This window comes from Brevibacillus parabrevis, assembly GCF_022701015.1.
Classification (GTDB): domain Bacteria; phylum Bacillota; class Bacilli; order Brevibacillales; family Brevibacillaceae; genus Brevibacillus; species Brevibacillus parabrevis.
On sequence record NZ_CP064090.1, the window covers coordinates 424,768 to 451,107 of the forward strand.

The 26,340-nt window shown below is 52.7% G+C and carries 26 protein-coding genes; 11 read left to right on the forward strand and 15 right to left on the reverse strand.

The genetic code is table 11. The features are described 5' to 3' along the window. Window positions 1–57: 57 nt before the first annotated feature. The 5 genes from IRJ17_RS01955 to IRJ17_RS01975 all read right to left on the reverse strand — a co-directional run bounded on the left by IRJ17_RS01955 (window position 58) and on the right by IRJ17_RS01975 (window position 4,313). Window positions 58–1,746 carry a methyl-accepting chemotaxis protein gene (locus IRJ17_RS01955; RefSeq protein ID WP_242772964.1) on the reverse strand — a complete coding sequence of 563 codons (1,689 nt, stop codon included), beginning with the start codon at window positions 1,744–1,746 and terminating at the stop codon, window positions 58–60. A gap of 190 nt (window positions 1,747–1,936) precedes the next feature. Further along, window positions 1,937–2,518 carry an ATP-dependent Clp endopeptidase proteolytic subunit ClpP gene (clpP, locus tag IRJ17_RS01960; protein WP_122966630.1) on the reverse strand — a complete coding sequence of 194 codons (582 nt, stop codon included), beginning with the start codon at window positions 2,516–2,518 and terminating at the stop codon, window positions 1,937–1,939. 30 nt (window positions 2,519–2,548) lie between these two features. After that, window positions 2,549–2,803 (reverse strand): hypothetical protein, encoded by a 255-nt coding sequence (locus tag IRJ17_RS01965; protein WP_173597974.1) that lies wholly within the window; start codon window positions 2,801–2,803, stop codon window positions 2,549–2,551. Continuing rightward, window positions 2,800–3,393 carry a winged helix-turn-helix domain-containing protein gene (locus tag IRJ17_RS01970; protein WP_242772966.1) on the reverse strand — a complete coding sequence of 198 codons (594 nt, stop codon included), beginning with the start codon at window positions 3,391–3,393 and terminating at the stop codon, window positions 2,800–2,802. The genes IRJ17_RS01965 and IRJ17_RS01970 overlap by 4 nt, the downstream gene beginning before the upstream one ends. A 161-nt stretch (window positions 3,394–3,554) precedes the next feature. Beyond that, complete coding sequence (locus tag IRJ17_RS01975) at window positions 3,555–4,313, reverse strand: MBL fold metallo-hydrolase (protein WP_242772976.1); 759 nt, start codon at window positions 4,311–4,313, stop codon at window positions 3,555–3,557. A 123-nt stretch (window positions 4,314–4,436) separates the two neighbouring features. On the opposite strand from IRJ17_RS01975, the gene IRJ17_RS01980 reads away from it, so the two are divergent. From IRJ17_RS01980 to IRJ17_RS01995, 5 genes are all read left to right on the forward strand, one after another. Next, window positions 4,437–4,850, forward strand: a complete 414-nt coding sequence (locus IRJ17_RS01980) for an Lrp/AsnC family transcriptional regulator (protein WP_122966634.1) — start codon at window positions 4,437–4,439, stop codon at window positions 4,848–4,850. 107 nt (window positions 4,851–4,957) lie between these two features. Further along, the gene (locus tag IRJ17_RS01985; protein WP_217365341.1) at window positions 4,958–5,239 is read left to right on the forward strand and encodes a hypothetical protein; all 282 of its coding nucleotides are present in this window, start codon (window positions 4,958–4,960) and stop codon (window positions 5,237–5,239) included. 26 nt (window positions 5,240–5,265) lie between these two features. Beyond that, window positions 5,266–5,400, forward strand: a complete 135-nt coding sequence (locus IRJ17_RS28095; RefSeq protein ID WP_255679197.1) for a hypothetical protein — start codon at window positions 5,266–5,268, stop codon at window positions 5,398–5,400. A 339-nt stretch (window positions 5,401–5,739) separates the two neighbouring features. Next, window positions 5,740–6,906: a cation:proton antiporter gene (locus tag IRJ17_RS01990; protein WP_242772979.1), complete on the forward strand. Its 1,167-nt coding sequence runs from the start codon at window positions 5,740–5,742 to the stop codon at window positions 6,904–6,906. 117 nt (window positions 6,907–7,023) lie between these two features. Next, entirely contained in the window at window positions 7,024–8,163 is a 1,140-nt protein-coding gene (locus IRJ17_RS01995) for a glycerate kinase (RefSeq protein ID WP_242772982.1), read from the forward strand. 186 nt (window positions 8,164–8,349) lie between these two features. Here IRJ17_RS01995 and rpmG read toward each other — a convergent pair whose 3' ends face one another. Both rpmG and IRJ17_RS02005 read right to left on the reverse strand, forming a co-directional pair. Continuing rightward, complete coding sequence (rpmG, locus tag IRJ17_RS02000; RefSeq protein WP_063229390.1) at window positions 8,350–8,499, reverse strand: 50S ribosomal protein L33; 150 nt, start codon at window positions 8,497–8,499, stop codon at window positions 8,350–8,352. A gap of 22 nt (window positions 8,500–8,521) precedes the next feature. Continuing rightward, on the reverse strand, window positions 8,522–9,730 hold the full coding sequence (locus tag IRJ17_RS02005) for a GTP-binding protein (protein ID WP_173599924.1): 1,209 nt from the start codon (window positions 9,728–9,730) through the stop codon (window positions 8,522–8,524). Between the two features lie 175 nt (window positions 9,731–9,905). Here IRJ17_RS02005 and IRJ17_RS02010 point away from each other — a divergent pair, with 175 nt between their 5' ends. Continuing rightward, entirely contained in the window at window positions 9,906–10,694 is a 789-nt protein-coding gene (locus IRJ17_RS02010) for a DUF3800 domain-containing protein (protein WP_217365821.1), read from the forward strand. A gap of 294 nt (window positions 10,695–10,988) precedes the next feature. On the opposite strand, the gene IRJ17_RS02015 is transcribed toward IRJ17_RS02010, so the two are convergent. After that, window positions 10,989–11,939 carry a hypothetical protein gene (locus IRJ17_RS02015; RefSeq protein WP_173599925.1) on the reverse strand — a complete coding sequence of 317 codons (951 nt, stop codon included), beginning with the start codon at window positions 11,937–11,939 and terminating at the stop codon, window positions 10,989–10,991. Window positions 11,940–12,164: 225 nt separating this feature from the next. Here IRJ17_RS02015 and IRJ17_RS02020 point away from each other — a divergent pair, with 225 nt between their 5' ends. The 3 genes from IRJ17_RS02020 (at window position 12,165) to IRJ17_RS02030 (ending at window position 15,738) form a co-directional block, all read left to right on the forward strand. Next, window positions 12,165–13,526: a VCBS repeat-containing protein gene (locus IRJ17_RS02020; RefSeq protein ID WP_173599926.1), complete on the forward strand. Its 1,362-nt coding sequence runs from the start codon at window positions 12,165–12,167 to the stop codon at window positions 13,524–13,526. 78 nt (window positions 13,527–13,604) lie between these two features. After that, window positions 13,605–14,315 carry a response regulator transcription factor gene (locus tag IRJ17_RS02025; protein WP_122966642.1) on the forward strand — a complete coding sequence of 237 codons (711 nt, stop codon included), beginning with the start codon at window positions 13,605–13,607 and terminating at the stop codon, window positions 14,313–14,315. Further along, a complete protein-coding gene (locus IRJ17_RS02030; protein ID WP_122966643.1) occupies window positions 14,302–15,738 on the forward strand; it encodes an ATP-binding protein in 1,437 nt (478 codons plus the stop codon). The genes IRJ17_RS02025 and IRJ17_RS02030 overlap by 14 nt, the downstream gene beginning before the upstream one ends. 350 nt (window positions 15,739–16,088) lie before the next feature. Here IRJ17_RS02030 and IRJ17_RS02035 read toward each other — a convergent pair whose 3' ends face one another. Together IRJ17_RS02035 and IRJ17_RS02040 are read right to left on the reverse strand one after the other, a co-directional pair. After that, window positions 16,089–17,504 (reverse strand): amidase, encoded by a 1,416-nt coding sequence (locus tag IRJ17_RS02035; protein ID WP_242772985.1) that lies wholly within the window; start codon window positions 17,502–17,504, stop codon window positions 16,089–16,091. Next, the gene (locus tag IRJ17_RS02040) at window positions 17,497–17,685 is read right to left on the reverse strand and encodes a hypothetical protein (protein WP_122966645.1); all 189 of its coding nucleotides are present in this window, start codon (window positions 17,683–17,685) and stop codon (window positions 17,497–17,499) included. Before IRJ17_RS02040 ends, IRJ17_RS02035 begins: the two co-directional genes overlap by 8 nt. A gap of 209 nt (window positions 17,686–17,894) precedes the next feature. On the opposite strand from IRJ17_RS02040, the gene IRJ17_RS02045 reads away from it, so the two are divergent. Continuing rightward, on the forward strand, window positions 17,895–20,213 hold the full coding sequence (locus IRJ17_RS02045; protein WP_242772988.1) for a transporter substrate-binding protein: 2,319 nt from the start codon (window positions 17,895–17,897) through the stop codon (window positions 20,211–20,213). Window positions 20,214–20,222: 9 nt separating this feature from the next. Here the strand turns inward: IRJ17_RS02045 and IRJ17_RS02050 are convergent, their stop codons facing one another. Further along, on the reverse strand, window positions 20,223–20,855 hold the full coding sequence (locus IRJ17_RS02050; RefSeq protein ID WP_173597965.1) for a nitroreductase family protein: 633 nt from the start codon (window positions 20,853–20,855) through the stop codon (window positions 20,223–20,225). 134 nt (window positions 20,856–20,989) lie between these two features. On the opposite strand from IRJ17_RS02050, the gene IRJ17_RS02055 reads away from it, so the two are divergent. Next, complete coding sequence (locus tag IRJ17_RS02055) at window positions 20,990–21,745, forward strand: glucose 1-dehydrogenase (RefSeq protein ID WP_173599931.1); 756 nt, start codon at window positions 20,990–20,992, stop codon at window positions 21,743–21,745. Window positions 21,746–21,969: 224 nt separating this feature from the next. On the opposite strand, the gene IRJ17_RS02060 is transcribed toward IRJ17_RS02055, so the two are convergent. The 4 genes from IRJ17_RS02060 to IRJ17_RS02075 all read right to left on the reverse strand — a co-directional run bounded on the left by IRJ17_RS02060 (window position 21,970) and on the right by IRJ17_RS02075 (window position 26,238). Then, the gene (locus tag IRJ17_RS02060; protein ID WP_122966650.1) at window positions 21,970–23,643 is read right to left on the reverse strand and encodes a b(o/a)3-type cytochrome-c oxidase subunit 1; all 1,674 of its coding nucleotides are present in this window, start codon (window positions 23,641–23,643) and stop codon (window positions 21,970–21,972) included. A gap of 16 nt (window positions 23,644–23,659) precedes the next feature. After that, complete coding sequence (locus IRJ17_RS02065; RefSeq protein WP_063229376.1) at window positions 23,660–24,127, reverse strand: cytochrome c oxidase subunit II; 468 nt, start codon at window positions 24,125–24,127, stop codon at window positions 23,660–23,662. Between the two features lie 24 nt (window positions 24,128–24,151). Then, entirely contained in the window at window positions 24,152–24,319 is a 168-nt protein-coding gene (locus IRJ17_RS02070; RefSeq protein ID WP_122966651.1) for a cytochrome c oxidase subunit 2A, read from the reverse strand. A 218-nt stretch (window positions 24,320–24,537) separates the two neighbouring features. After that, window positions 24,538–26,238, reverse strand: a complete 1,701-nt coding sequence (locus IRJ17_RS02075) for a YcdB/YcdC domain-containing protein (RefSeq protein WP_242772991.1) — start codon at window positions 26,236–26,238, stop codon at window positions 24,538–24,540. Window positions 26,239–26,340: the final 102 nt, after the last annotated feature.

Below are 26,340 nucleotides of genomic sequence, written 5' to 3' on the forward strand. Positions count from 1 at the left end.
GCATCTTCGCGCATGGTGTTTCGCTGCACGACAGCATTCCATTTGGTATCCTAGCCTTTATGCTTTGAAGCGGCTGATCATCTTCTCCAAATCCTCCGCCAAATTGGCGAGAGAAGCAGCCGAGGAATGAATTTCCTGCATGGAGGCAAGCTGCTGTTCTGTCGCTGCAGATACGTCCAAAGTCCGGCTGACAGCGGTGTGCGTGACGGAAGCGACCAGCTCCATCGACGCTGCGACTTTTCCCGTGCTCTCTGTCAAGGTACGCGAGGCTTCCGAAACGCTCTCCACGTCTTTTGCCACACTGACAACGGCATCGCGGATGTGCGAAAAGACTTCGCCCGCCGTCGCGACACCTTCCATCCCCGCTGCCACCTCGTCCGAGCCTTTTTGCATCGACGTTACTGCATCAAGTGTCTCTGCGCGTATGGCGCTAACCAGCTGGGTGATTTCCTGTGCGGACGCGGACGCCTGCTCAGCCAGCTTTCTCACCTCATCTGCGACTACCGCAAAGCCTCTGCCTTGCTCACCCGCCCGGGCCGCTTCGATGGCCGCATTGAGCGCGAGCAAATTGGTTTGACCTGCGATTTGCGTGATCACCTCGACAATTTGCCCAATCTGCTCCGAGCGGCTGCCCAGCCCGCTGACCGCATGAGCCAGTTGCTGCATCGTTTCACCGACGCCGTTCATCTGTTCTACCGCAAGCTGAATCGTCCGGGTTCCTCCCGTTGCCAGCTCCGAGGCGTTCAGTGCCGCAGCCGAGACATTTTGCGCACGCGCAGCGATTTGTCCGATGCCTGTGGTCATCTCCTGCACTTCCTTGTCGCCCTCTTCCACTTGATGCGCCTGCACATCTGCGCCTGTAGCCATTTCCTGGATCGTTTCCGCGATTTGCTCGGTTGCCTTGCTAGTCTGCTCCGAGCTGGCCGTCAACTGCTCTGCCGCAGCCGCTACTTGCTGGGCGTGCCCGCGAATCTGGGAAATGAGCGTGCGCAGATTGGCCAGCATCCGGTTAAAGGACGCAGCCAACTCGCCGATCTCGTCTTTGGAGGACACCGTCAGCTCCTTCGTCAGATCGCCTTCCCCATCCGCTATGGCAGCCAACTGCTCGTTAACGCGATTGAGCGGACGAATGATCGCCCGAATCAACAGTCCGCCAATGACGACAGCAACAAGAACTCCTGCGACACTAAAAGCAATCTGGATGTTGACGGACACGACTTCCCGTTCACGCAGCAACTGATCGTCGGCTTCTTTTTCCCGGCGAACATCCTCCATGAGCGTGCTTACCGTCGAATCAAGCTTCTTTCGCGCTTGCCGCTCCAATCCAAAATGATAGACCATCGATTCTTCCCGCCTGCCTTCGTCCAAAGCTGCCACGGCCTTGTCGCTTGCGGCCAAGTACCCTTGATAAAGTTTCTTCGCTTCTTGCAGCGTTGCTTTTTGCTGTTCCGTAATATCCTCGTACTCGTCCAGCTTTTGAAACAGCGCTTCGATTTTTCCTGCTTTCTCCTTCAACTCCTTGCGATACTCTTCATCGCCCGTGAGCACATAGCCGCGCTCGTCATTGTTTCGACCTGTGAGGGTAAACTGCATCTCGCGCAAATCGGTCAGGAACTCTCCGTCGTCGAGCATCTCCTCATAGGCAGATTTCAGTTGTTGCATATGAATGTACATATATGAGCCTGAGCTGAACATAACGGCCAAAATCAGGCTGAAAGCTAGAATGAATTTGGTTCTGATTTTCAAAAGAGTGCCTCCTCTTGTCGAAATGAATGTGATCATGTCGAAAATACTCGGATACCACCCTTTTTCTTTCCCTGTCCTTTTCCTCTTTAAACCAGGCTAAAAAAATATACGCATGTTTAGGGGCAAACGAAAAAGGCATCCTCGAAAACTAAGTTCCGAAGATGCCTCTGCGTCTATGTTTTACAAGCTTTTACAGCTTTTCAATAACTTTATCGATGATCCCGTACTCAAGCGCTTCGGCGGCGGACATGAAGTAGTCGCGGTCGGCATCCTTTTCGATCTGCTCAACCGACTTGCCTGTACGCTGGGCAATGATCGAGTAAAGCAGATTCCGATGCTTCATGATCCGCTCGGCAGCGATTTTAATATCGCTCGCCTGTCCCTGCGTGCCGCCCCATGGCTGGTGAATCATGACCTCTGCATTCGGCAGGGCGTAGCGTTTGCCGGGCGCTCCTGCCACCAGCAGCATCGCTCCCATCGAAGCAGCCATACCTGTGCAGATGGTGGATACGTCGGGCGCCACGAATTGCATGGTGTCGATGATCGCCATTCCCGCTGTCACCGAGCCGCCGGGGGAGTTGATGTACAAATGAATGTCTTTTTTCGGGTCCTCTGCCGCAAGAAACAGCAACTGGGCCACAATTGCATTTGCTACCTGATCATCAATGGCGCTGCCGAGAAAAATAATGCGATCTTTCAGCAGACGGGAGTAAATATCGTACGAACGCTCGCCATAACTCGTCTGCTCAACGACTACCGGAATCAAATTCATGCCAAACCCTCCTTTATATCCTTTAGGCTTTTAGGCTGCCATGCTCATGCGCACGGACTGTGGCGGTACAGCCGCAGCCTTGCTTTTGCCAAACCCGGATGACACCTGGGTGATTACAGCAGGCTGTTCGCTCGAACCGATCGTCCACTCTGTCACTGCTGCTTCCCGTTCCACGTTGTTGCCGTTTGCCGGAAGCATGATGACGTTGTCTGCCTTCGGTTCGACCCGTCTTTCCCACACAACGACTGGTCTTGCTTTTACAGGCGCTGAAGCCTCTGCTTTCATGACGGCTCGCCTCCTTCTTTGGGATACACCGCGAGAATGACCTGATACGTCTCCTGTGCACTTGTCTTCGTCTGATACTTTTTGACGAGCTGATTGACGAGCTGCACGTATTCCTCGACAAAAGCTGCCCGCTGCTCCTCGTTGGCGAGGCGAATGCTCGTATCGAGCGTGGCACTCGGAATTTCTTTTTCCTGATCCGAGCGTTCCAGCAAAGCGAGGGCATCCCGCTTGATCCGCTCAGCCGTCTGGATCAAGTGCGACAAAGCTCCCTGATCCTTCATCTGCTGCACGGTGTCGTTAGCCCAGTTCAGCCCTTCGGAGAGCACGTACGTGCGAGCTATCGCCAAATACAGCACTTCAACCAGATTGCGGACCTGCCGACTGCCTACGCGCCTGACCAGCCCGACCTTTTCCAAAGCTTTCAGGTGATAATTCACCCGCTGTGGAATCTCGTTGATTCCCCGCGCTACTTCCGCCGCTGAAGCAGGCTCCGCCAATCGGCTCAAAATCTCGGCCCTGAGCGGATTCAACAACGCCATCGCCTGCTCGGGCGTTTCGACGATATACGTTTCCAGCTGTTCGTGCGCCACAACAACACCTCATGACATTAATCATTTACGTAAAAATAGTTTATTACGTGACAACTCGTTTGTCAAATGCTGGCCAAGCCCGAATTTGCTCGCAGACGAAAAAGCAGCTCCGCCAGTCAGCGAAGCTGCTTCCTTTTTTCGATCACACCTTACCTCACAGGTCACAGGTGTGCAACGATCTCCCCGTCATTCGGCACAAGGACGCGTTTTTGCAGTTTGTGCTCGCTCAAAAACTCGCGAAGCTCGCTGCGCGACAACAGGCAGTGATTCCACGTCTCCATGTGGGCTACCAGCACGTGACTATCCGGTGCGGCTGCCGCCACAGATGCTATGTCCTCTTTTGTCATCGTGATCGGATCGCCCGCCAAAAACCTTGCCGCTCCGGCGAACACGACGATGGCATCTGGCGAGAACCGTTGAATCGTCTGCCCTACCTCGTCGCACCAGATCGTATCTCCTGCCATGTACAAGGTCGGTTCGCCAGGGGCTTGCAGGACAAAACCGGAAACTGGCCCCATCGCTTTTCCGATCTCGCCTGTCCCGTGCTGCCCGGCTGTCCGATTCAGGCGAATCCCTTGCCATTCATGTTCGTCCTTGATGGCGGTAACCTGTGAAAATCCTTGTTGCAGCAGCATTTCCTCGTCTGGCTGCTGGCAGAACACAGGTAAATTCCGTGGCAACAGGCTCATCGCTTTTTCGTCCAAATGATCGCGATGCGTATGGGTAATCACAATCGCGTCAACTCCTGCCAGCACTTCTTCCAGAGAAAAAGGCAGGTCGACCAAAGGATTTGCCCGCTGATTCGGCGTATTCGGTACAGCAGGCAGCTCCCCGGCATCGCTGAACATCGGGTCGATCAAAAACGTGCGGCCGCCGTAAGCCACTTTCAATGTGGCGTGTCTAACAAGTTGAATGTGCATCTCTTCACTGTCCTCCAGTCCCGATCGTATAATAGAAATGAGCTTGCTTTTATTGTAAAAAACAAACGCCTCTTCCCGCGAAACAAATACAGCGCCCCACTTTCACCGTGAAAGGAGATTTCCATGCCAGACCAAACCGACCTCGCCATTTTGGCCTTGCTGCGCCAAAACAGCCGCCTTTTGTGGAAAGACATCGGCGAACAGGTGCATTTGAGCGGACAAGCCGTCGGCAACCGCATTCGCCGCATGGAGGAACAGGGTATTATTACCGGCTACACTACACTCGTGGATGAAACAAAGCTGGCTCCGTCCCTCACTGCCATGGTCACCATGTTCATGAAAACGACCGATCATACGAGCTTTACTCGCTTCGTCGCCTCCCGCAGCGAAGTTCTCGAAGCGCATCGCATCAGCGGAGAAGGCTGTTATACGATGAAAATCAACGTCCCTGACCAGTCCGCCCTCAACCGCTTTTTGGATGATCTCCTGCCCTTCGGCAACTATCGCGTCAACCTGTCTATCGGCAAAATCAAATAATCGGATCATTGGCAATGGAATCAATCCCCCTGCTTTTTAGGGTTGCTGGAATATGTGAACAGGAGTAGAATGATGGATACGAAAGGAGGAGGATCGCCGTGGAAGATATGCTGCTGCTGTTTTCACTGGATGATTTCTTCGCCTTGCTCGCCCTCTTTGTGGGTTGCTTCACCTCCGGCTTTTGCCTGAGACGTTGTGATCACCCGCAATTGCAGGCTTTTCGTTGGAGCACGAGTGACAGCTATCAACCCTCCATCAATCCTTGCTCGGTTGAAACTTATCCGATGGCAGCAAGGCAACCGCTGCGCTTCCGCATCATTCGGCGGATTCAGCACGCGAATGGCGACAAGGATACATACAGCTCCCTTTTTTTGGATCGCACGGCTTGAACCACATCCAAAAGGAGGTAGATCTCATGATCGCCAAATATATCGGAGAAGTTTTGTTGTTCGTTGTCGGTTTGCCTATCTTCGCTTACCAAACCGGAGAAAGCTTGCACGCTTTGGCAGACGCATTCGCACAAATGTCCGATTTCGTTAACTGGAAATAAACATGTCCGCTAGTGGGCAGTAATAAAAGAAGACCTGGCCGTCCTCTGACAGTCAGGTCTTCTTTTTTTGTAGAAAAGTCTCGGCGTGTTTCGCAAACGCAGATGTGCCCGCATGCAGCAGCACTTTTGCTACTCGGCATGAATACGGTCGCCACTGTTTCTTTACTTTTTCTCCCCGTTATGTTAAAATGTAATCGTATTGCAAATGAATATTCGTTTCGTTTATGGAGGAGCCTGTCATCATAGGGTTCTTTTTGTCTTTTTTCAGCGGACAAAAAGAAAAACCCCTTGATTACGGGCTCTTTTTGTTTTTTTCAAAAAGATAAAGGGGGAAACCACATGCTTATTTTTCAGCTGGCTGTCATCTTGATCGCCTCCAAAATCGCCGGAGACATCAGTGTGCGCCTGGGACAGCCGTCCGTTTTGGGGAAGTTGCTCATCGGTATCGTCCTCGGCCCCACTGTTCTCGGGCTTGTCACTGACACGGAAATTTTGAAAGAAATCAGCCAGATCGGGGTCATCCTGCTCATGTTCATCGCCGGTCTGGAAACCGATATAGACGAGTTCAAGCGCACCGCCAAATCCTCGACCAGTGTAGGTGTGGCAGGCATCATCGCCCCTCTGGCTCTCGGGTATGTAGCCGGAATCACAATGGGACTATCGTCGATCGAATCAGTCTTCTTGGGACTCTTGCTCTCCGCAACCAGCGTGAGTATTTCCGTCCAAACGCTGAAAGAACTGGGCAAGCTAAAATCCAGGGAAGGCGCGACCATCATGGGTGCTGCTGTGATTGACGACGTTCTTGTCATTTTGGCCCTCGCCTTTTTGATGAGCTTTGCGGGCGGCGACGTCAACCTGGGAATGGTCGTTTTGAAAAAGGTCGCGTTTTTCGCCGTCGTCATTCTCCTGTCGTGGAAAGTGGTTCCATGGGTTCTGCGTAAATTCGCGCCTTTGCAAGTAACCGAATCCGTCATTTCCGCCGCCCTGATTATTTGTTTTCTGTTTGCCTACTTTGCCGAGTACACAGGTGTGGCCGCGATCATCGGCTCCTATATCGCTGGTGTGGCAATCAGCCTGACCACGTACAAGGAAGAAGTCACGCACAAGGTGGAAACGATCAGCTACGCGGTATTCGTTCCGGTCTTTTTCACCTCGATCGGGGTAACTGCGCAGTTTTCCGGTATTGTGGAAAATCTGTGGCTGATCGTCATCCTGAGTGTCATCGCCATTGTCTCCAAGCTCGTTGGCGGTGCCCTTGGCGCCAAAATGACCGGGTTCCCCTGGAAAAATTCAATGGCAATCGGAGCGGCCATGGTATCGCGGGGCGAAGTGGCGCTGATTATCGCCGCCATCGGGTTGGAAAACAATCTGCTGACAGACGATATGTTTGCCGTCTTGATCGTCGTTGTTCTTTTGACGACGATTGTTACCCCGCCGATGATGAAGTGGTTTTTTGCCGACAAGGACGCACAGGAAGAAAAGCTGTTGATGAAAAAGAATGCGTAACGACAAAAAAACAGGCTGCTCCGCGTCACGCGACGCCGGGGCAGCTTTTTTCATCGGCAGACGTTTCTTTAACGAGTCGTTTCGGCTTATCATGAAGAAAAAAGGAGGGTGTCCCGCATGAAAGTCGTCATCGCTCCCGATTCTTTCAAAGGAAGTCTCACGGCCAAGCAAGCAGGTGAAGCGATTCGCGCAGGGGTACAACGCGCCTGCCCCCAAGCCGAAGTTGTCGTCTCGCCCATGGCAGACGGCGGCGAAGGAACCATGCAGTGCCTCGTTGATGCCACCAATGGCAAAGTTTTGACTGCGCAGGCCATGGACCCGCTCGGACGCACGATTGCAGCCCAGTTCGGCATTCTTGGCGACGGCGTGACCTGCGTCATCGAGCTTGCCTCAGCATCTGGTCTGTATCTCATCGCCAAAGACGAACGCAATCCGCTGCTCACTACTACATACGGCTTCGGCCAGCTGATTTTGGCGGGACTCGATCACGGGTGCCGACGCTTTATTCTCGGACTCGGCGGCAGCGCGACCAACGATGGCGGTGCCGGAATGCTGCAAGCTTTGGGCTACAGGCTGCTCGATGCAAACAATCAGCCGCTTGCTTTTGGCGGCGGCGAGCTTTCGCGGCTATCGCATATCGACGACAGCGACAAAGACAAACGGCTGGATGCGTGCCAATTTGTCATCGCCTGCGATGTCGACAATCCGTTTGTCGGCCATAACGGTGCTTCCCGCGTATTTGGCCCGCAAAAAGGCGCCACCCCGCAAATGGTTCTCGCACTGGACGAGCATTTGCGGCATTTTGCCGACGTGATCAAACAAACGACTGGCACCGCCATTCACGACCTGCCCGGGACAGGAGCGGCAGGCGGCGTGGCAGGGGCGCTTTTGGCTTTTCTCGGCGGCAAGCTGCAATCCGGGATTCAGATCGTCATGGAAACGACTCGGCTCGCTCTCGCCATGGACGGAGCCGATCTCGTCATCAGCGGAGAAGGCCAGGTCGATTTTCAAACAGCGCAAGGCAAGACACCATGCGGCGTAGCACAGCTCGCACAGCAATGCGGCATTCCTGTCATCGTGCTGGCAGGCTCTGTCGGGGAAGGCATAGAAGCTTTGTACGAAAAAGGCGTTACCGCTGTCATCGGAATCACCAACAAGCCGATGACGCTGGATGAAGCCATGCAGAATGGCGCTTCCCTGTTGAAACAAGCCGCTGAGCAAGTCATGCGCGTCTACGCCTTGGGCAAAAACGGCTGAAACCGTCCGGCCCGTGGCTGGTTCACACTGTTTGCAACTTCCTTCCATCCTTCAGCAAAAAAGCCCTCCCTCGCCTGCGAAGGATCGGTCCGGAACTGACCTGATTTTCGCAGCATGAGAAAGGGCTTTTTTTCATGAAATGGGATGTGGCCGCTTGCGGTCAACAAACGGTCATGACCGCTTTGTTTACTTCGTCTCCCGGTGCAGCGTATGGCGTTTCAGGCGAGGCGAATATTTTTTCAGCTCCAGCCGCTCTGGATGCGTTCTTTTGTTTTTGGTCGTGATGTAGTTCCGATCTCCTGTTTCCGTACACTGCAAAGTAATGTTTACGCGCATGTGACGCTCCTCCTTTATCCTTTTACATCGACATCTCTACGACGGTGCTGGCTGTAGGCAACGGATCAGGGAGCATGCCCCAGTCCGACTCGTATTCCTCGTCCGTCAAGAGACAGGCATCGAGTTGCTCTGTCACCGCTGTCTGATCCAGCCCAATGCCGATGAACACCACCTCTGTCATCCTGTCGCCGTGATTCGGGTCCCAATTGTGCTGCCAATCCGTCTCTTCTGCAAGCACCGCCTGCTGTTCCTCTGGCGGCAGCGCTGCCGTCCAGTACCCGGCTGTTCCCACTTCAATGGACGGCCCTGCCTGACTGAGCGTCATCGCCAGATCATTTCGCGTTGCCAGCCAGAAAAAACCTTTGGCTCGCACGACCTCTTCCGGCCATTGCGCAAGCCATTCGCCAAATCGTTCCGGGTGAAAAGGTCGGCGCGCGCGGTAGACAAATGAAGAAATCCCGTACTCGTCAGTCTCCGGGGTGTGCTCCTCTTTTTGCAGCTCCGCAATCCAGCCCGCCGATTGGCTGGCAGCTTCGAAATCAAACAAGCCTGTATTCAAAATCTCGTGTGGATCGACCTGACCGCGTACGGAGCGAATCAAGCGCGCCTTTGGCTGCAATTTTCTCAGCACAGCTTCCAACTGCTCCAAATCCTCGGGAGCTACGCGATCGCACTTGTTCAAGATCAGCACGTCGCAAAACTCAATCTGATCCACCAGCAAATCGACCACTTCTCGCGTATCGTCCTCGCCCACAGCCTGATCCCTGTCCAACAAGCTTTCCCCCGAGGAAAAGTCATGCCAGAAACGGTAGGCATCCACCACTGTCACCATCGTGTCCAACCGGGTCAACAGCGACAAATTAATCCCGTTCTCCTCATCAACATATGTGAACGTTTGCGCGACCGGAACAGGCTCGCCGATCCCTGTCGATTCGATCAGTATGTAGTCATACCGTCCTTCGAGCGCCAACCGCTCCACTTCTGTCAGCAAATCTTCCCGCAAAGTGCAGCAAATGCAGCCGTTCGACATCTCCACGACCTTTTCATCTACGCGGGAAATGCCTCCCCCTTGCGCTACCAAAGCTCCATCCATATTCACTTCGCTAAGGTCGTTGACAATGATGGCGACGCGCAATCCGTCCCGGTTGTTCAAAACGTGATTGAGCAATGTCGTCTTCCCTGCTCCCAAGTAGCCGCTCAACACTGTTACCGGGATTCTTGTATCGTTCATCAGTTGCTCTCCTTTGTCTGTTTGTTTAACAAAACGTAATCATTACGATTTATGAATCATACTAAACCAACTGAAGTCGTCATGTCAACACAAAACGAAATAATTACGATTTAACGAACTCACCACGGTCCAAAACACGTCCTCTTTCTGTTCCTTTATTTGGTATAATCGAACTATGTCGCAGTCGAAAGTAGGAGCAAATGTGACTTTATACGGGTTTTACACGGATGAGTCAGGAAACAACGGCTTCAACGATATGAAAAACCAGCCGGTACTCTGCTATGCAGGCGTACTTGTTCCGATCCATCACCAAATCCACTTGCACCGTGAAGTGCAGAAAATAAAAGACAACCTGGAAAAAGATATAAAAGCAGCCATCCACGGGATACCCGCCGAGCAATTTCCGCACATCGATTTCTTCAAAAAGTTCGAGATACACGGAAAAGCGTTTATTGATGGCGAAAATTTTTACTATAATTTGTCAGATGCACAACGCTTCCGGGTCGTTGATGAATTGCTGTCTCTGGTGAAAGCTGCCGAGGTAAAAGTGGTGGCGGCCCTTGTCAACAAGCCGCTTTATCAGGCCAAGGCAAAAGAGACGAATCATAACCGGATGCACCTTCATGCGTATACGGAACTCGTGAAGTGCCTCTCAAACGAGATGAGTCATTCCGATTCTTACGCCTTCATCATCTGTGACGACGGCAAGCCTAGCGAACTCAACCATTTTCGTGACGCCTTGCGAAACCCGGCAAATCGCCGGGTGTACCCGGACCTTCAAATCAAATTGTCGCATGATACAAACGCAAACCTGATCCAGCTTGCCGACATGATCAACTTCATCACTTCCGTTTATTTTCGGGCGATCTACGGCTTTCCTCCGCGCAAACGGCACCAGGAGACCCTCTTCGCTCTTTACACCAGGCACCTGAAATCCAAGATCATCACATGGGAGTATAAATAAAAAGAGGAGAACGCACCCAACGTGCGAACTCCTCTTTTCGGTCGTACACAACGTGCGACCTGTTCCTACCCTATCCACAATCCGGCGCTTTTATGCCCAAAACAAATTAAGACACTCTGTTCATAGATCAAAAACTGAGCTACGCACAGAATGCCTTAATTTCATGTGGATTTAGTCGTACACAACGTGCGAGCAAATCCCTCGATTTCTATTGTATGCCTGGTTCCTTTTTTTGTCAAGGCTCATGAACAAGCAAGGAGAAGAGGATTTGCTCTTCTCCTTGCGCCAGTCGCTTTAGCGCAGTCTTTTCATCGCAACAGCTTCTCCATGCACGCCCATTACCGGCTGGTATACAGTGCGATTGTTCAACTGATCCTGCTCCACAACCGGACGAGGACGGTTCTCTTTCCAGGTGATCTGACTGTACACATTGCCTGCAGCCGTAGGCATGGTAACCAAAATGTCCTTCACCTGATCCTGATTGCCATCCGCGATCGCCAATTTTGGCAGCAATCCTTGATCGCGTTTGCCCACGGGGATGATCGTCTGTTGATGATCTTTTCCTTCCCGCACGACCAGCCGCAAATTTTTCGCTGTCTGGTTCATGGAGAAGCCCATTTTGTCTCCGATCAAAAGAATCTGGTCTTTTACCCCATCGCCCGTTACATCGGCATACTTGGTATCCAGTACATATGTACTGTCGCCCCGCATGCTAAAACCGCTATTAATCGAGACTTCCTGCGATGGCAAGTTGTCTTCGTCCGCTTTTTCCACCGTCAGTGACAGCAGTTGCGGCTTGTTGTCAACGACATTCCACACGCTGGTCGCCACTGCAACATAATCCTCGTTGTTGAATCCCCACATAATCTGTTTGCCCATCCAGCGCAGGTTGCCTTTGGCGTCGCGGAAAGGCACGAGTTCAACCAGCTTTTGCGTAAACCCGTCCATCGTCCTCAACAGCTTTCCGTCCGCTTGATAAATCCCTTTGTCCATATACTTCGTCTTGTTCGCGGACAAATCAATTGTCGTGACCGCTTTTGTGCGCAAGTTGGTCACCTTCGCCTGAAATCCAGCGGTAAACTGAACGGAAAACGGGATATCTTGCCCAGGCTGGAGCAGGACTACCGGAGCATATGCCTGCGTCTGGAAAGTGCTCGCATGAACCGGATCGGCTCCCACTCCTGATGCGATGAGAATCGCGCCGCTACATGCGATCGCTGCCATTGCCTTTTGCCATCGTTTCATAATTGTTCTCCTCCTCTGTAAATGGGCATGCTATTTCTTGCCAGATTATTACACCCGTGTATTTCCTTCCCTCTATACATCTCTAACGAGGGGGACAGGGTAAATGTTGCTAGTAAATAATTCCTAAGTTTTCTTGCTCGTTTTTACCGATTTGCAACAACTTTACAGAAGCGGCAAGCTACAATAGAGTCAAATGTGAAGCAGCTACAGAAAGGAACAATCACAATGAAAAAGGCTTGGCTCTTGTCTGCGGCATTCTGCGCTGCCTTGTTGAGCGGTTGCGGCCTGACAGATACTCCAAATGAATTGATGCGCGCCCCTTCGGCTGACGGCGACCAGAAATCGATCAATCAGGCCGTCATGCAATTTTTGCCTGCCGGTTCTCAACTGGCGGTCCCGCTGCACCCTGCGGAAGCAAGCGCTGTCTCCCTGCAAGACTTGAACGGAGACGGGGCTCCCGAGGTTGTCGCGTTTTACAAGTCAGATAAAACCGACTACGAGATCGGCGTGCTGGTGCTGACCCAAAAGCAGGGAAACTGGCAAAAGCTGACTTCTTTTACCGGGATCGGCAATGAGCTGGACTACGTTTCGTTCAACGACCTGACTGGCGACCATATCCCGGAGATGCTGATAGGACTGGGCGGCGGTGACGGCTTGAACAAAGAACTGTCCGTCTTTTCGATCGCCGATGACAAGACCCGGGAACTGATGAAGCAGTCGTATTCGGTAATGGCGGTTGGCGACCTGAACGGAGATCAACAACCCGAGCTTGCCCTGGTCATGCACGATCACACCAACTTCACCTCCAAAGCAGAGCTGTTCGGCGCAAAAGACGGGAAAATTACCAAACTGACTGAGATCGCGCTCGACGGCTACGTAAACGGATACGAACAGGCGATTATCGGCAAAGCATCGCCTACGCGCAATGCGCTGTTTATCGAATCGGGTGTCGGCGCACATTCCTCTGCCACCGACCTGCTGCTCTGGGAAAATGGCGAGCTGCGCAATCCGCTGGCTAAAGTAGAGGGAGAAATGGATTTGACCTTCAAGGCTTATTCTTTGTACAGTGAGGATATTAACGGGGATGGAATTATTGAGGTCGGCACGATGATTCAGCCGCTTGGGACGGAAGATATGGCGATGGCCGAAATTCCTTGGATCTCCTCCTACTTTCAATGGGATGGAAAAACGGGGCTGAAACACGTGGAGGATCACTACCAGAACTTTGCCCAGGGCATCGATCTGAAAATTCCCGATAAATGGCGGGACAAATACTCACTCGCGACCCTCCCCAGCTCCAATTCGTTCACGATGCGCTTTTTCTACTACGGAGAAAACGGGAAAAATAAAGCCGAGCTTTTGACTCTCCAAAGCGTTCCGCAAACCGAGTGGAGCAAATTCGAGAACGGACTCAAGCAGAAGCAAGTTCCTTACGTCCTGCTGAAAGAAGAGGGCAAGCAAGTTTTGATCGCGATTCTGCCGCAAGCAGCACCTAACCTCGGCAAGTCTGCCATGCAGGAGTACCGTGCCATGCAGCTCACTGCCGACGAAATACGCCAGCTCTACAAGCCTTTATCCATTCCGTGATAAAGGCCAGCGCTGTTTACCCGTCCATCGTCTATGGATAGCTGAAAAAGTCGAAATCAGATCAAGGGGATTTGCCTTATGAAGGTTTTATTGCTGGAAGATGAAAAATCGATCCGCGATTTTGTGCGCATCAATCTGAAACGCGAAGGCTGGGAAGTCATCGAGGCAGCCACCGGAGAAGAAGCACTGGAGATCGCAGACGCCAATACCGATATCGAGATTGCCATTCTCGACGTCATGCTGCCTGGCATCGACGGCTTTGAAGTATGCGGGCATCTGCGCAAAAAATATCCGCGCCTGGGCATCATCATGCTCACCGCCAAAAGTCAGGAGCTGGACAAAGTAATGGGGCTGGAGTTCGGCGCCGACGACTATGTGTCCAAGCCGTTCAGTCCCGCAGAGCTGTTGGCTCGCGTCAAGGCGCTGCACCGCAGGCTCGCTCCTGTTCCCGCAGCTGTTGAAGACAAAAACGTCATTGATATTGCCCCGTTCACCTTGCTGCTCGATGAGCGGAAGCTGACGAAAAAGGACCAGGAAATTGTCCTGACCCCGAAAGAGTTCGCGATTATCAAGCTGTTGGCCGAGAACGCGAACAAAGCAATCAGCCGCGATGAGATTTTGACCAACGTCTGGGGCCAGTTTTTCGTCGGCGACTTGAAGATCGTCGACGTGAACATGCGGAGAATCCGGCAAAAAATTGAGGATGATCCTGCTCACCCGACTTTCCTGGAAACGGTTTGGGGATACGGGTACCTGTGGCGAAAGGATGCTCCTCATGAAAGGAATTAAAAGCAGGCTTGTCCTCTACTTCGGCATGATCCTGCTTTTGATTGTGTTGTTGCTGGAAGGCCTGTTTTATTGGGCTGTCCACACTTACTACTTCGGGACAGCGACCGAAGCATTGGAAACACGCAGCACGACATTCACCAATTTTATCAACAAATACGCTACCGGCTACCGCCTAAAGGATAAAGCTCGTTATATTTTGGAGAACATATCCAGTCAAGAGTATGCCAAAATCGAGGTTCTCGACCTGAATGGCAAAGTCATCCTCAACTCTTACGGGTTCCAGACAGGAGAGCTGATCCAGACTTCCGACGTCACAGATGCCATTCGCGGGCAAAAAGGACTGTTTGTCGGCAGAAGCCCGCAATCCCGCGAGCGGGTAATTGCCATCTCCAATCCGCTTACCTTTGCTTCTGAATACGTCGGCGTGCTGCGCTACACGATCTCCGCCGAGCCTTTATATCAGGCGGTTAATCGCATTGCCCTCTACGGGCTGAGTGTTGGGGCGGGCGTAGTTTTGCTGGCTTTTGCTCTCAGCCTGCTCATGGCAAAACGAATCGTCGACCCGATCGAAGAGCTGACCAACGCCGCGAAGCAAATGGCCGAGGGCAATTTCACCGCCCGCGCCCCCAAACGCTACGATGACGAGGTAGGAACGCTCGCCGATACATTCAACTACATGGCAGCGGAGATCGGCAAAAACGAGAAGCTGAAAAACGACTTTATCTCCTCCGTCTCCCACGAGCTGCGCACGCCGCTCACTTCGATAAAAGGCTGGGGGGAAACGCTCATTTCTGGCGGCTTGGAGGAGCCGGAGGAAACGATGCTCGGCCTTGAAGTCATCTCCAAGGAAACGGATCGGCTCATCGGCCTGGTAGAAGAACTGCTCGACTTTTCCAAGTTTCAGTCCGGCGAGATGAAGCTTTCCCGCGAACGGATGGACTTGCGCGAGATTTTGGACGATATGCATGTGCAATTCGCCATCCGCTCTCAGGAGAAGCAAATCGATTTTCAACTCGACCTGCCCGCTTCTCCGCTGATCGTCATGGGCGATCCAAACAGGTTGAAGCAAGTGTTTGTCAATCTGCTGGACAACGCCTTCAAATTCACGCCAAAAGGCGGCACGATATGCGTAGCGGCAACGGCCTCGGAAGACAGGCTGACGGTCACCGTAACGGATAGCGGAGAGGGCATCCATCCGAACGATTTGCCGCATGTCACGGAAAAGTTTTTCAAAGGCACCTCCAAGCTGTCTGGAAGCGGCCTGGGGCTTGCGATCTGCAAGGAGATCATTCAACTCCACACAGGTCGATTCCTGGTCAGCAGCGAGCAAGGGCGCGGCACTTCCATCATGGTTGATTTGCCTCTGGCCCCTCCCCTTGCCGGACTTGCCGGAAGCGCGTCGACGGTGGAACGAACGGAGTGAAAACGGCAATCGCTTACTTCCTCGACGTACACACCCGGCACGGAGGTTTTGCCTCGCCGATCGGTTTTGATTCTACCTGCAATTGTACTCTCGCTTCCCAAAAGCTGTCCGAACAGCGCAGCCTGCTTGAATGCGAAGGTTGCGCAGCAAAAAGCTGTCCGATATCGCCAGGCACATGCATCGCTAATAAAACACGTGTTTATACCATACAAAAAGGCAGCGCTGTCCCATGACTTTTTCCTGTCCGGGACAGCCGCTGCCTTTTTCCTTGCTTGCCTTGGCACATGCACATGCGCTGCCTGTTCCGCTCGTTCCCTGTGCCATTTTTCCTTGGTGTTTACAGTTACACGCTACACTCGCACCAGCTCCGGTTTTTTGCCTTGCAACGGATTCGTCTGCTCCACCGCGTAGCCCACATTCAGCACCAGCCCTTCTTGCAGAGCTGGCCCAATGATTTGCAAGCCTACCGGCATTCCGCTCTTCAGCCCACACGGAACCGTCAAAGCGGGCAGTCCGGTGAGATTGCTCGGCCCGGTAAAGCGAATGATCTGATTGATCAAGTCGACCTGCTCACCATTCAAGTCAGCGAACGCCTCTCCGATATTAGGCGCAATAATCGGCAAAGTCGGGGCGATGATCACATTCACCTTTTCAAAAGCCTTGCGGAAGTCGCGCTTGATTTGGCGGCGAAGCTGCTGCGCCTGCAAGTATTCGACCGCAGACGGAAGCTCTCCCAGCTCAAACAACAGGCGGATATCGCTGCCAAAGTCGTCCGGCCGCTTCAGCAAATTGCGATGATGGATGGTAGCGGCCTCTGACAAAATCGTAATCATCTCTGCGTACTCCGCGTAGGCAAGTGCCGGAATCTCGACCGCCTCCACTCTGGCGCCTTGATCTGCGAGTGCCTGGATCGCCTTCCTCACCAGCCGCTCCACTTCCGTATCCACCTGCTTGAAGAAATAGTCCTCGTTCACCCCGATCACCAGCTTGCTCACATCGCCAGTCAGCTCAGCCGTGTATGTAGCAACAGGCGCATTTACAGATGTCGGATCGTTTGGATCGTAGCCTGCAATGATTTCCAGCAAGCCTGCCGCATCCTTCACTGTTTTCGTCATCGGGCCGATATGGTCAAGCGACCAGGAGAGCGGAAAGCAGCCGTATTTGCTTACCCTGCCGTGCGTCGGCTTCAACCCGACAATCCCGCAAGCAGAAGACGGAATGCGAATGGAGCCAGCCGTATCCGTGCCAAGCGAAGCGACGCACATATCCGCTGCCACTGCTGCCCCCGAGCCGCCGCTTGAACCGCCTGGGATTTTATCCGGGTTCCACGGGTTCCGGCACGCGCCGTAATGCGGATTGTTGTTCGTAATCCCCCACGCGTATTCATGCATGTTCAGCTTTCCGGTAAAGACAGCCCCGGCTTCCCGCAGCTTGGCAATAATCGTCGCATCGTAATCCGGAACAAAATGCTGATGAATTTTCGATGCCATCGTCGTCACTTCATTTTGAAAGTACAAGTTGTCCTTGATCCCCATTGGAATCCCGTGATACATCCCGCGATACCCGCCGGAAGCAATCTCCGCATCTGCTTTTGCGGCTGCTTTCTCAGCCGCTTCTCTCGTAATGGACAAATACGCATTGATCGTCGGATTCAACGCTTCGGCGTGATCCAAAACAGCCCTCGTCAGTTCCAGCGAGGAGACATCCCGCTTTTCCAGCAGGCCAGCCAGCTCTTCTGCCGACTTGCCGATCAACTCTTTACTCAAGATGGTCACCCCCCGGGATATTTCGCAATGCGATATCGTGATCATCCAGCAAAGCCGCTTCTGTCTCTTGCTTCAAACTGACGATCCCCTGCCATCTCATCTCCAGTTCATCGAGATGCTCCTTGGGCACCCTCACGCCTTTTGTTTCCAGACTATCGAGAATGAACAATTTCAAAGCCATTCCCCTCCTTCCTTTTGCGCTTTTCCTATCGCAACTCTTATGCCAATCAAAAACAGAGGCAGGACAAGCATTTGCCGCGAAGAATCTGTTTCATTAACAGACTTCCACACATAATTTTCTGATTTTTCTATACAAAACTCGCGGCAAACACGCTCTTTCTCATTTTGAGACTGGTTTTCGCAAATCAAGACAAGAAACGAGGGGATATTGTGCGCATCCAAATCGGCTTGCTTTTTTCCTTGACGGGAACTACCTCGCTCACCGAAAAAGGGCAATGCGATGCTGCCAGGTTCGCCATCGAGGAATACAATCGCGCTTCCTGCCAAGTCGAAGCTGTCATAGCGGATATTGGCTCCGATCCGCGAAAAGGGGCACAAGCAGCGGAAAAGCTGGCCCGGCAAGGAGTCCGCATCTTCGTAGGCTGCTACACGTCGACCTGCCGCCAAGCCATCCTCCCTGTGCTGGAAGCATACCATTGCCTGCTTGTTTATCCGACGTTATACGAGGGGAAGGAGTGCCACCCAAACGTCATCTACACCGGGGAGCTGCCGAACCAGCAAATTCATACGCTGCTGGACTATATGACCAGCCATTACGGCAAGCGCGTCTACTGCATCGGCACTGATTACTACTATCCGCGCGAAACGCATCGGCAGGTGCATTCCTTTTTGGCGCAACGCAATGGCACGGTTGTAAAAGAGCATTACGTGCCGTTCGGACACCAGCATTTTCACGATGTCTTGTCCGATATCGCCGAAGAACAGCCGGATGCCGTCTTTTCCACGCTGGTCGGGAAAAGCATCGCGCCCTTTTACCGGGATTTTCACCGCATGGCGGCTCCGCGAAAAAAGATTCCCATTTTCAGTCCGATCACAAAAGAGACGGAACTGGCTGCAATCGGCACGCCATACCGCGCGGGTCATTACAGCTCCGCCAGCTATTTTCAGTCGCTGCCTGGCGAGGACAACAAAGCGTTCATCGCTACTTTCCAGCGGTTTCTCGGGGAAAAGCGCCCGATTTCCTCTGTCATGTACAACACGTACCTGGGAACCAAGCTCATCCTGGAAAGCTTGCTGGACACAAAAAGCATTAGCCACCGGGACATTGTGAAGCAGATCAAGGGCCGCACATTCCCGACCGTATGCGGCCCGATGGCGCTGGACACCTCTGATCGCCATCTGTCCAGACCCGTCAAAATCGGCAAATCGCTCCCCAACGGACAATTCGAGATCGTGTGGGATTCCAAGCGCAGCATCTCGCCTGCTCCCTTCCTGACAGATACGAAGCTTCCTGGCGCTTTGCCTGAAACGGTCTTGAACGGTTGGAGCCGAATCAGCGACGAAGCGCTTATCGTGGCCACCACGGACGGCTTGATCGTCTACATGAGCGAGCAGGCATCTGCTTTGACGCAGCTCTCCCCTGGTCAAACGGTGGCAAAAAACAACTGGGCTGATCTCTCTTCCCGCTATGAGGTGACATGCTCCGAGCAAGCGCCTTATCTTTTTTACTTGTTGAAAGCGAAAGCAAGCGCAACACCCACCGTTCAGCTTGCCAGTCCTGCCGCTTCCTTTGGCCGCGTGCGAACATCCCATCCCGGCTACCAAGCGGAGCTGAATGTCGCTCGTCTGGCGGCGGAATCGCAAGCCAATGTGCTTATTTTGGGCGAAACGGGAACAGGCAAGGAAGTTTTGGCCGAAGCGATTCACCGGGAAAGCGAGCGCCGCCACGGTCCTTTTCTTGCGATAAACGCTGCCTCGCTGCCGCGGGATTTGATCGCCAGCGAGCTGTTCGGGTTTGTCGACGGGGCATTTACAGGAGCAAAAAAGGGCGGGGCGATCGGCAAATTTGAGGCGGCCAACAACGGAACGATTTTTCTCGACGAAATTGGCGACATGCCGCTTGACTTGCAGGCTGTCCTGCTTCGCGTCATCGAATCGAGAAAGATCGTCCGCCTTGGCGATACAAAGGAACGAGCCATAAACGTCCGCATCATCGCCGCCACCAACCGCAATCTGCTGCAAGCCGTGGCGAATGGCGATACGTTCCGGGCCGATTTGTTTTACCGTCTGAACGTGCTGTCCATCACCATTCCGCCGCTGCGCGAGCGCAGCGAAGATATCCGGCAGCTCGCCCAGCAATTCCTGCACGACTTGTGTGCCCTTTACGGCAACGGGCCACATCTCATCGAAAAGGCAGCCTGGAATGCTCTCTTAGGCTACCAGTGGCCGGGAAATGTACGCGAGCTGCGCAATGTCGTGGAACGGGCTTTTTTGTTAGCCAAAAGAGCAGGCGAACCGATTCGCCCGGAACACTTGCCCAGCCATATTCGCGAAGATGTTCCCCTCCCGTCCGCTTCTCCTTTTTCCTTGAAAAAGCTGGAGCAAAAAGTGATCGAAGAAGCTCTGCAAAAATCGCCCAACGTGGAAGCGGCCGCGCAAATGCTCGGTATCGCCCGCAGCACCTTGTATCGAAAAATAAAAGAAGGCACAAAAAAACTGCCGGAAAATCCGGCAGCCTGGGAACGCTAAAGTAAACATTTAGAAGCTGTTCGTGATCACGAGTTCATCCAGTCCGAAGCGGGCAGTTGGGTACGCCTGCACACTCGCTGTTCCGATGGTGAGCATCAAGGTCGGCAAATAACGCGATGGGATGTTCAGCTCTTTGATCAGCGCATCGCGGTTGTATCCGCCCATTGGGCATGTGTCATAGCCTTTTGCTTTTGCTGCCAGCATGAGCTGCATAGCGGCATAGGAAGAGTTGCGGATGGCCTCGTCACGGGCGATCTCAGGGTTGTTTTTGTAAGCCCCTTCGATTTGTCCGATCAAGGTGTCGCGTACTTCCTGGGTGACGTAGCCTTTTTCCAGCGCGGCGTCATAAATCGTATAGGCGGACTTGTTTGCTTCCAAATCGCCCAGGATGATGATGGTCGCGTAAGCATCCACAACCTGCTGCTGACCGTAAGCGATTGGCAGCAGCTTTTCCTTGATCGCCGGGTCGGTTACGACGAGAAAACGCCAATGTTGCAAATTCCAGGAAGACGGAGCGCTGGCTGCGAGACGCAAAATTTCATTCAGCTCTCCTTGGGGAATCGTTGCATTCGGATCGTATTTGCGTACGCTGTGGCGTGCTTCCATCACCTGTTCAGCGGTCATTTTCAATTCTGTGTTCATACTCATTCTCCTCTCAGTATTGAAATACCCTTGTTGAAGTATATAACTTACTTTAATATAGTTACAAACATTATTCAATCATTTTTTCTTACGCTTTACCGCTTTTCATCCCCTATTGTTTGGAGGCGCTTCGTTTGAAATACACGGATAACATTGTCATCGTCACTGGCGGCGGTCAAGGCATCGGTTTGGCTGTCGCCTCCATGTACGCAGCTCACGGCGCTCACGCCGTCATCGCGGAGCAAAATCCCGCAGCAGGCGAAGCCGCTGTCGAAAAAATAAACGCTGCCCGAGATACTCCCGGAACGGCTTTATTTGTCCAAACAGACGTAAGCTCGCCCGAGCAGATCGAGCAACTGATGCAAACAGTCGACTCCCGCTGGGGGCGTCTCGATGTGCTGATCAACAACGCTGGCCTGTCCGTCTGGGAATCGCCTTACGACTTGGCCGTCGACGCATGGGATCGCATCTTGAACACCAACCTGCGCAGCGTCTTTCTCGCTTCGCGGGAAGCAGCCAAAATCATGCGTCGCAACGGCGGCGGCGCCATCGTCAACCTCGCTTCTACAAGAGCGCATATGTCCGAGCCGCACTCCGAGGCATACGCCGCTTCCAAAGGGGGCATTCTCGCACTCACCCACGCTTTGGGCGTGTCGCTTGGACCTGACGGAATACGCGTGAACGCCATATCACCGGGCTGGATCGAAAATGGCGATTACTCCGCCCTGCGCCCGCAGGATCATGCGCAGCACCCGGCGGGACGGGTCGGCACTCCCGACGATATCGCCCGTGCCTGCCTCTTCTTGACGAGCAAGGACAACGACTTCATTACCGGCACAGAGCTTGTCATCGATGGAGGCATGACGCGCAAAATGATTTACGAGCCATAAAGCTAAACCAATGCCCCTCCTCCTGAATACTTTGTGGGTAACAAGAGATAAAGGAGGAGTTCGATGTCTTTTGAAGAGGAAGACCTCAGGCTGCTTGCCCTCTGGCTGTTGGCGATCGGTTATTTGATTCTCGCCTTCACTGAGTTCGCCGCCCTTGGATATTGGTAAATAAGCAAAAAAGAGCCGCCCCCCTGCACGGGAAGCGGCTCTTTGCCTTTGTATCACTACCAGGTTCGGAACGGAGGCGAGCCTGGCGCCTGATGCTGGATTTGCTCCATAATCGGGTAACCGTAGGCCAGAATGATCAGGAATGCAACCAGTCCGACCCATACAGGCCAACGCTCCAAAATGCGGGGAACTTCTTGCTTCGTTTCGGTTTCGGCAATCGGATATTCCGTATTGCCTTTTGGCGCGTAGAACGTCAAGTACAGCAAAATGAGGATCAGCAGAACCGCCGACACAAACAGCAGTCCTCCACCAAAAGCCATGACGCGTTGGTAGTCCATCCAGCCGAGAGCGGTCGGATGATCCATGTACGTCGTATAGTCTGTGCGGCGCGGCGCTCCTTGCAGCCCCATCGTATGCATCGCAAGCGACATCAGAAACATCCCGACAGCCCAGAATACCGTCTGCACCATACCCATCCGGTTGGCTATTTTGGTCAGTTTGCGTCCGGTCAAAGCAGGGATCAGCCAGAAGCTGACTCCGAAGAACGTGAGGGCAACTGCCGCCCCGACCGTGATGTGAAAGTGTCCCGTTACCCAAATCGTATTGTGAATAACCGCGTTGATCTGGTTACTTGCGTTAATGATTCCGCCCGCTCCCCCAGGAATGAAGAACAGCATTCCGACAAATGGAGCGAAGAAGCGAACGTCAGTCCAAGGCAATTTTTTGAGCCAGCCGAACAGGCCGCTTCCGCCTTTTTTGCGTCCCGTCGTCTCGAAGACAGCGAACATCGAGAAGGCGGTCATCAGCGAAGGAATAACGACAATCAAGGTCAATACAACGTGAATCATTTTCCAGCCTGCGGAAATTCCCGGCTCCATCAACTGGTGGTGGAAGCCGACCGGAATCGAGAACAGCAACAGACAGATGAACGCAAGACGGCTTAACGAATCACTGAACACATGTCCGCCGATAATTCGCGGGATGCATACATACCAAGCCATGTAAGCAGGCATCAGCCAGAAGTACACAAGCGGGTGGCCGAAAAACCAGAACAGCGTACGGCTGAGCATGATATTGATCGTCGGCACGAGTCCGAGTGACCACGGAATGAGTTGGAACAGTACCTCGACAGCTACCGGGAGAGTAGCGATAATCCACATGACGTATGTGGTAACTCCCATGAACACGAACAGCGGAGACATTTTACCCGGATTTTCTTTTTTCCATTTGCGATAGCTGGCAAAAACCCCGAAGCCAGCCAGCCAGCTGCCCACGACGAGCAGGGCCGAACCGATGTAAAAGTATGGAGAAGCTTTTAACGGTGCGTAAAACGTGTACAAGACCGAAGCTTCGTTCATCACGATCGTGACGACCGCCATCAGCGTTCCCGTCACCATGAGAATCCAGCCTGCCCAACCAAATTTCAGCGCTGCTCCGTGCAAGGAGCCGCCTGTCGTTCGGGCAACACCTGAGAAAATAAAGCCGACGATAAAGAACGTGGTAAAAATGAGTGCCATCAATACGCCATGAGCCGTTAAAATTTGATAGTAGTTCGTCCAGCTTGGCAGCTCAATAATACCGCCGCGAACCATCCCTTGGAGCATACCTGCCAATGCTGCCAGCCCAAAAGCCGCATACGCCACCCAGACATAAGCCAGACTCAGTGTGGCTGCAGAACGCTGTATCGGAGTGTGAGGAATTGCTTCATCCAATTTTCTTGCGATGACCATTAAGGTTCACCTACCTTTATTTCACAATAATTGTGGTTGCCATCACCTGATGGCCTGCGCCACAGTATTCGTTGCAAAGGATCAGGTATTCACCTGGCTTGTCAAACGTATGGGTAGCCGAGCTGATGTGCCCTGGCAAAACCATGAAGTTGATGTTTGTTTCCGGAATCTGGAATCCGTGAACAACGTCCGGACTTGTTACATGAAAATTGATGGTGGAACCCGCCGGAACCTCCATCTTTGTCGGTGAGAAACCAAAGGCAAACGCCGTCATGTAAGCGTCGTACTCCTTGTCTCCCACTTGCTTCAAGCCTGGTTTATCAAAGGGAGGAGTCTCCATCACTTTTTCCGGATCGATCATTTCCATATTGCTTGGCGGAGCCATCCCCATCGCAAACGCGTTGACACACAACAACACGATAAACAGCGCCAATCCGCCTGCACCAAGCATCAGCCATATTTTTTCATAACGGTGCAAATGCATACGTATCCTCCTTCTCTTCCTCTATTACGCCCGTTCCAGGAAAAGCCCGAATACACCTAGCCAGCCAACGAGAATGATGCCTCCCACAATTAGCACAGCAGCAAACGTTCCTTTGAGCTCTTCTTTCTCTGGTTGTGTCTTTTTTTCTTTTGACTTTTTGTTTTGCTCCAATTTGTCGATTTGCGTCTCCATCGCACTTTTCTCCTTTCTGTGTGCCGCGCAGGCGCATCACATCTATCACGCCTTCATTCTACCCTTGGGACCAGTTGGAAGTAATTCGGGGAAATCCCCTAAAATGGTCCGGGAAAATCCCCATTCTGACTCATTCACGACACAATTCCGACATAATATCCGCCACATTTTCGACAAAAAAGCCGAATGCTGCAAGAGCAATCGGCTTTGGGGCACGTTTAGCGATATTTGACTGTAATGATTTTTCCCGTAGTGGCGTCAATAAAGCGGTAGCTGTTCTTCTCTTTTGTCTGGTAGATCAACTGCGGTTCAGGCGCCCGCTGTCCTTCGTATTGGTCCCAGTAATAGTTCAGTTCCAGCTCTACTTCCTGCTGATACGCTTCTTTGGCTTCTTGCTCGCTCACGATCTTGCCCGCGTCTGGCAAAACGATGCCCGGCTGGATCGGATGAAGGTTCAGCCCTGCGATCGCCCCCGTCTCCTTGTTTATCTCCACTCCATAAAATTCGTCTGACACAGGAATCCCGTCGCGTTTGCCCTGGAAGTGGAACGAATACTCCTGAGGTTCGTCCTGTTTGTGCAGCTTGCTCTTGTCTACCCAATCGGGGATTTCCGCTTCATCCGTTCGCACGAAAAGCGTCAGCTCGGCAAGCGATGGATCAACATACGGTTCCAATGCTGCAATCGCCTTTTTCTTTGCTTCCTCAATGCTGATTGTCTCCCCCTGTTTCCGCCCGTCCGGCAAATGCAGATTGAAACCGATCAGGCGGTCACTCACAGCGTCAGTCGTAATCGAAATGCTGTCAAAGGACGAGGCACTCTTGCCGGAAAAGTTCAACCAATGATACGATTCGATTTGCTGAAGTCCATCCGTCAAGTTTTCCTTATGATCATCGTATTCAAAGTCAGCACCTGCGACATCAATGCCAAACTGCTCCTTCAGCCATTGCTCGCCCTCTGCTTTGGATGCGATTTTGACAGACTTCCCTCCGCCTTTCACTCGCACGCTTTGTTGCTCCGGTATTTTGTCCTCTCCCACTACCTTGCCTGTCACGGCGTCAATTCCGAATGGCTCGTTAGCCTGATAAATCAGCATCGGCTTTTTCTCGGACGGTCTTCCCGGCCCGGCATACGCTGTCGGTTGTTCAGCAACGTACTCCAGCTGCATTTTCAACTGCTCCTGATACAGCTGCTTCGCTTTTTCCGGCAAGATCGCTTTTTCTGGGGCGGGCCACTTGGCCTCGTCAGGCTGAATTTGGCGGTAAGCGTCGTAGCGAACAATATGTCCGGCATGGTCAACAGATACAACGAGAGAGTAGTCGTTCAGCGGAATCTCATTGATCAGGGTTTGGTAATAGACGCTCGACCTCGCCCACTCGATCATTTTGCCTGTTTCTCCGCTCCCCCTTCCGGCCTTCCCTCTGCCCATTGCCTGCGACTGTTTCATAGAACTGGTTTCTTTTCCGAGCCATTTGTGCAGAAATTCGTCCGCTTTTTCGCGTGCCAGCTTTTCGTCCGGATAATTGGCTGACGCCCAGTCCGGATTGCGAATATCCAGGAAAAGCAGTCGCCCTGTCTGCGCATCCAGTTCAATCGAGGCAGTCGCATATTCGGTGCGATTTTTTTCTGCCCCTGTCTCTGGCCTGTTTGTCAGCATCACGTTCCAGACCGGATTCGGGTAGTCGCGGAAGTTGTTTTCTTTCAAAAACTTCTCTTCCAGGCGAAGTGTCTTTAATTCCGGCATCTGCTCGAACAGCTTGTCCAACGAGCTTTGCACTTCTTTTGAAATTTCACTCTTTTTCGCCTGTTGTTCTTTTGCTATATTGGCTGCTTCTGCCCGCGAAGTTTCCGTCCACATTGGCGTTGCAGCCAGCAAGCATGCCGCCACAATCGTCATGACCGACTGATTGATTCTTTTCATCTCGCGCCTCCAAAGTAACTGGATTATTTTTACACATAAGTAATGACGAGACGAACGGGCACATGGTTACATAATATTCCATTCCTGTCCAAAATCTTCGGA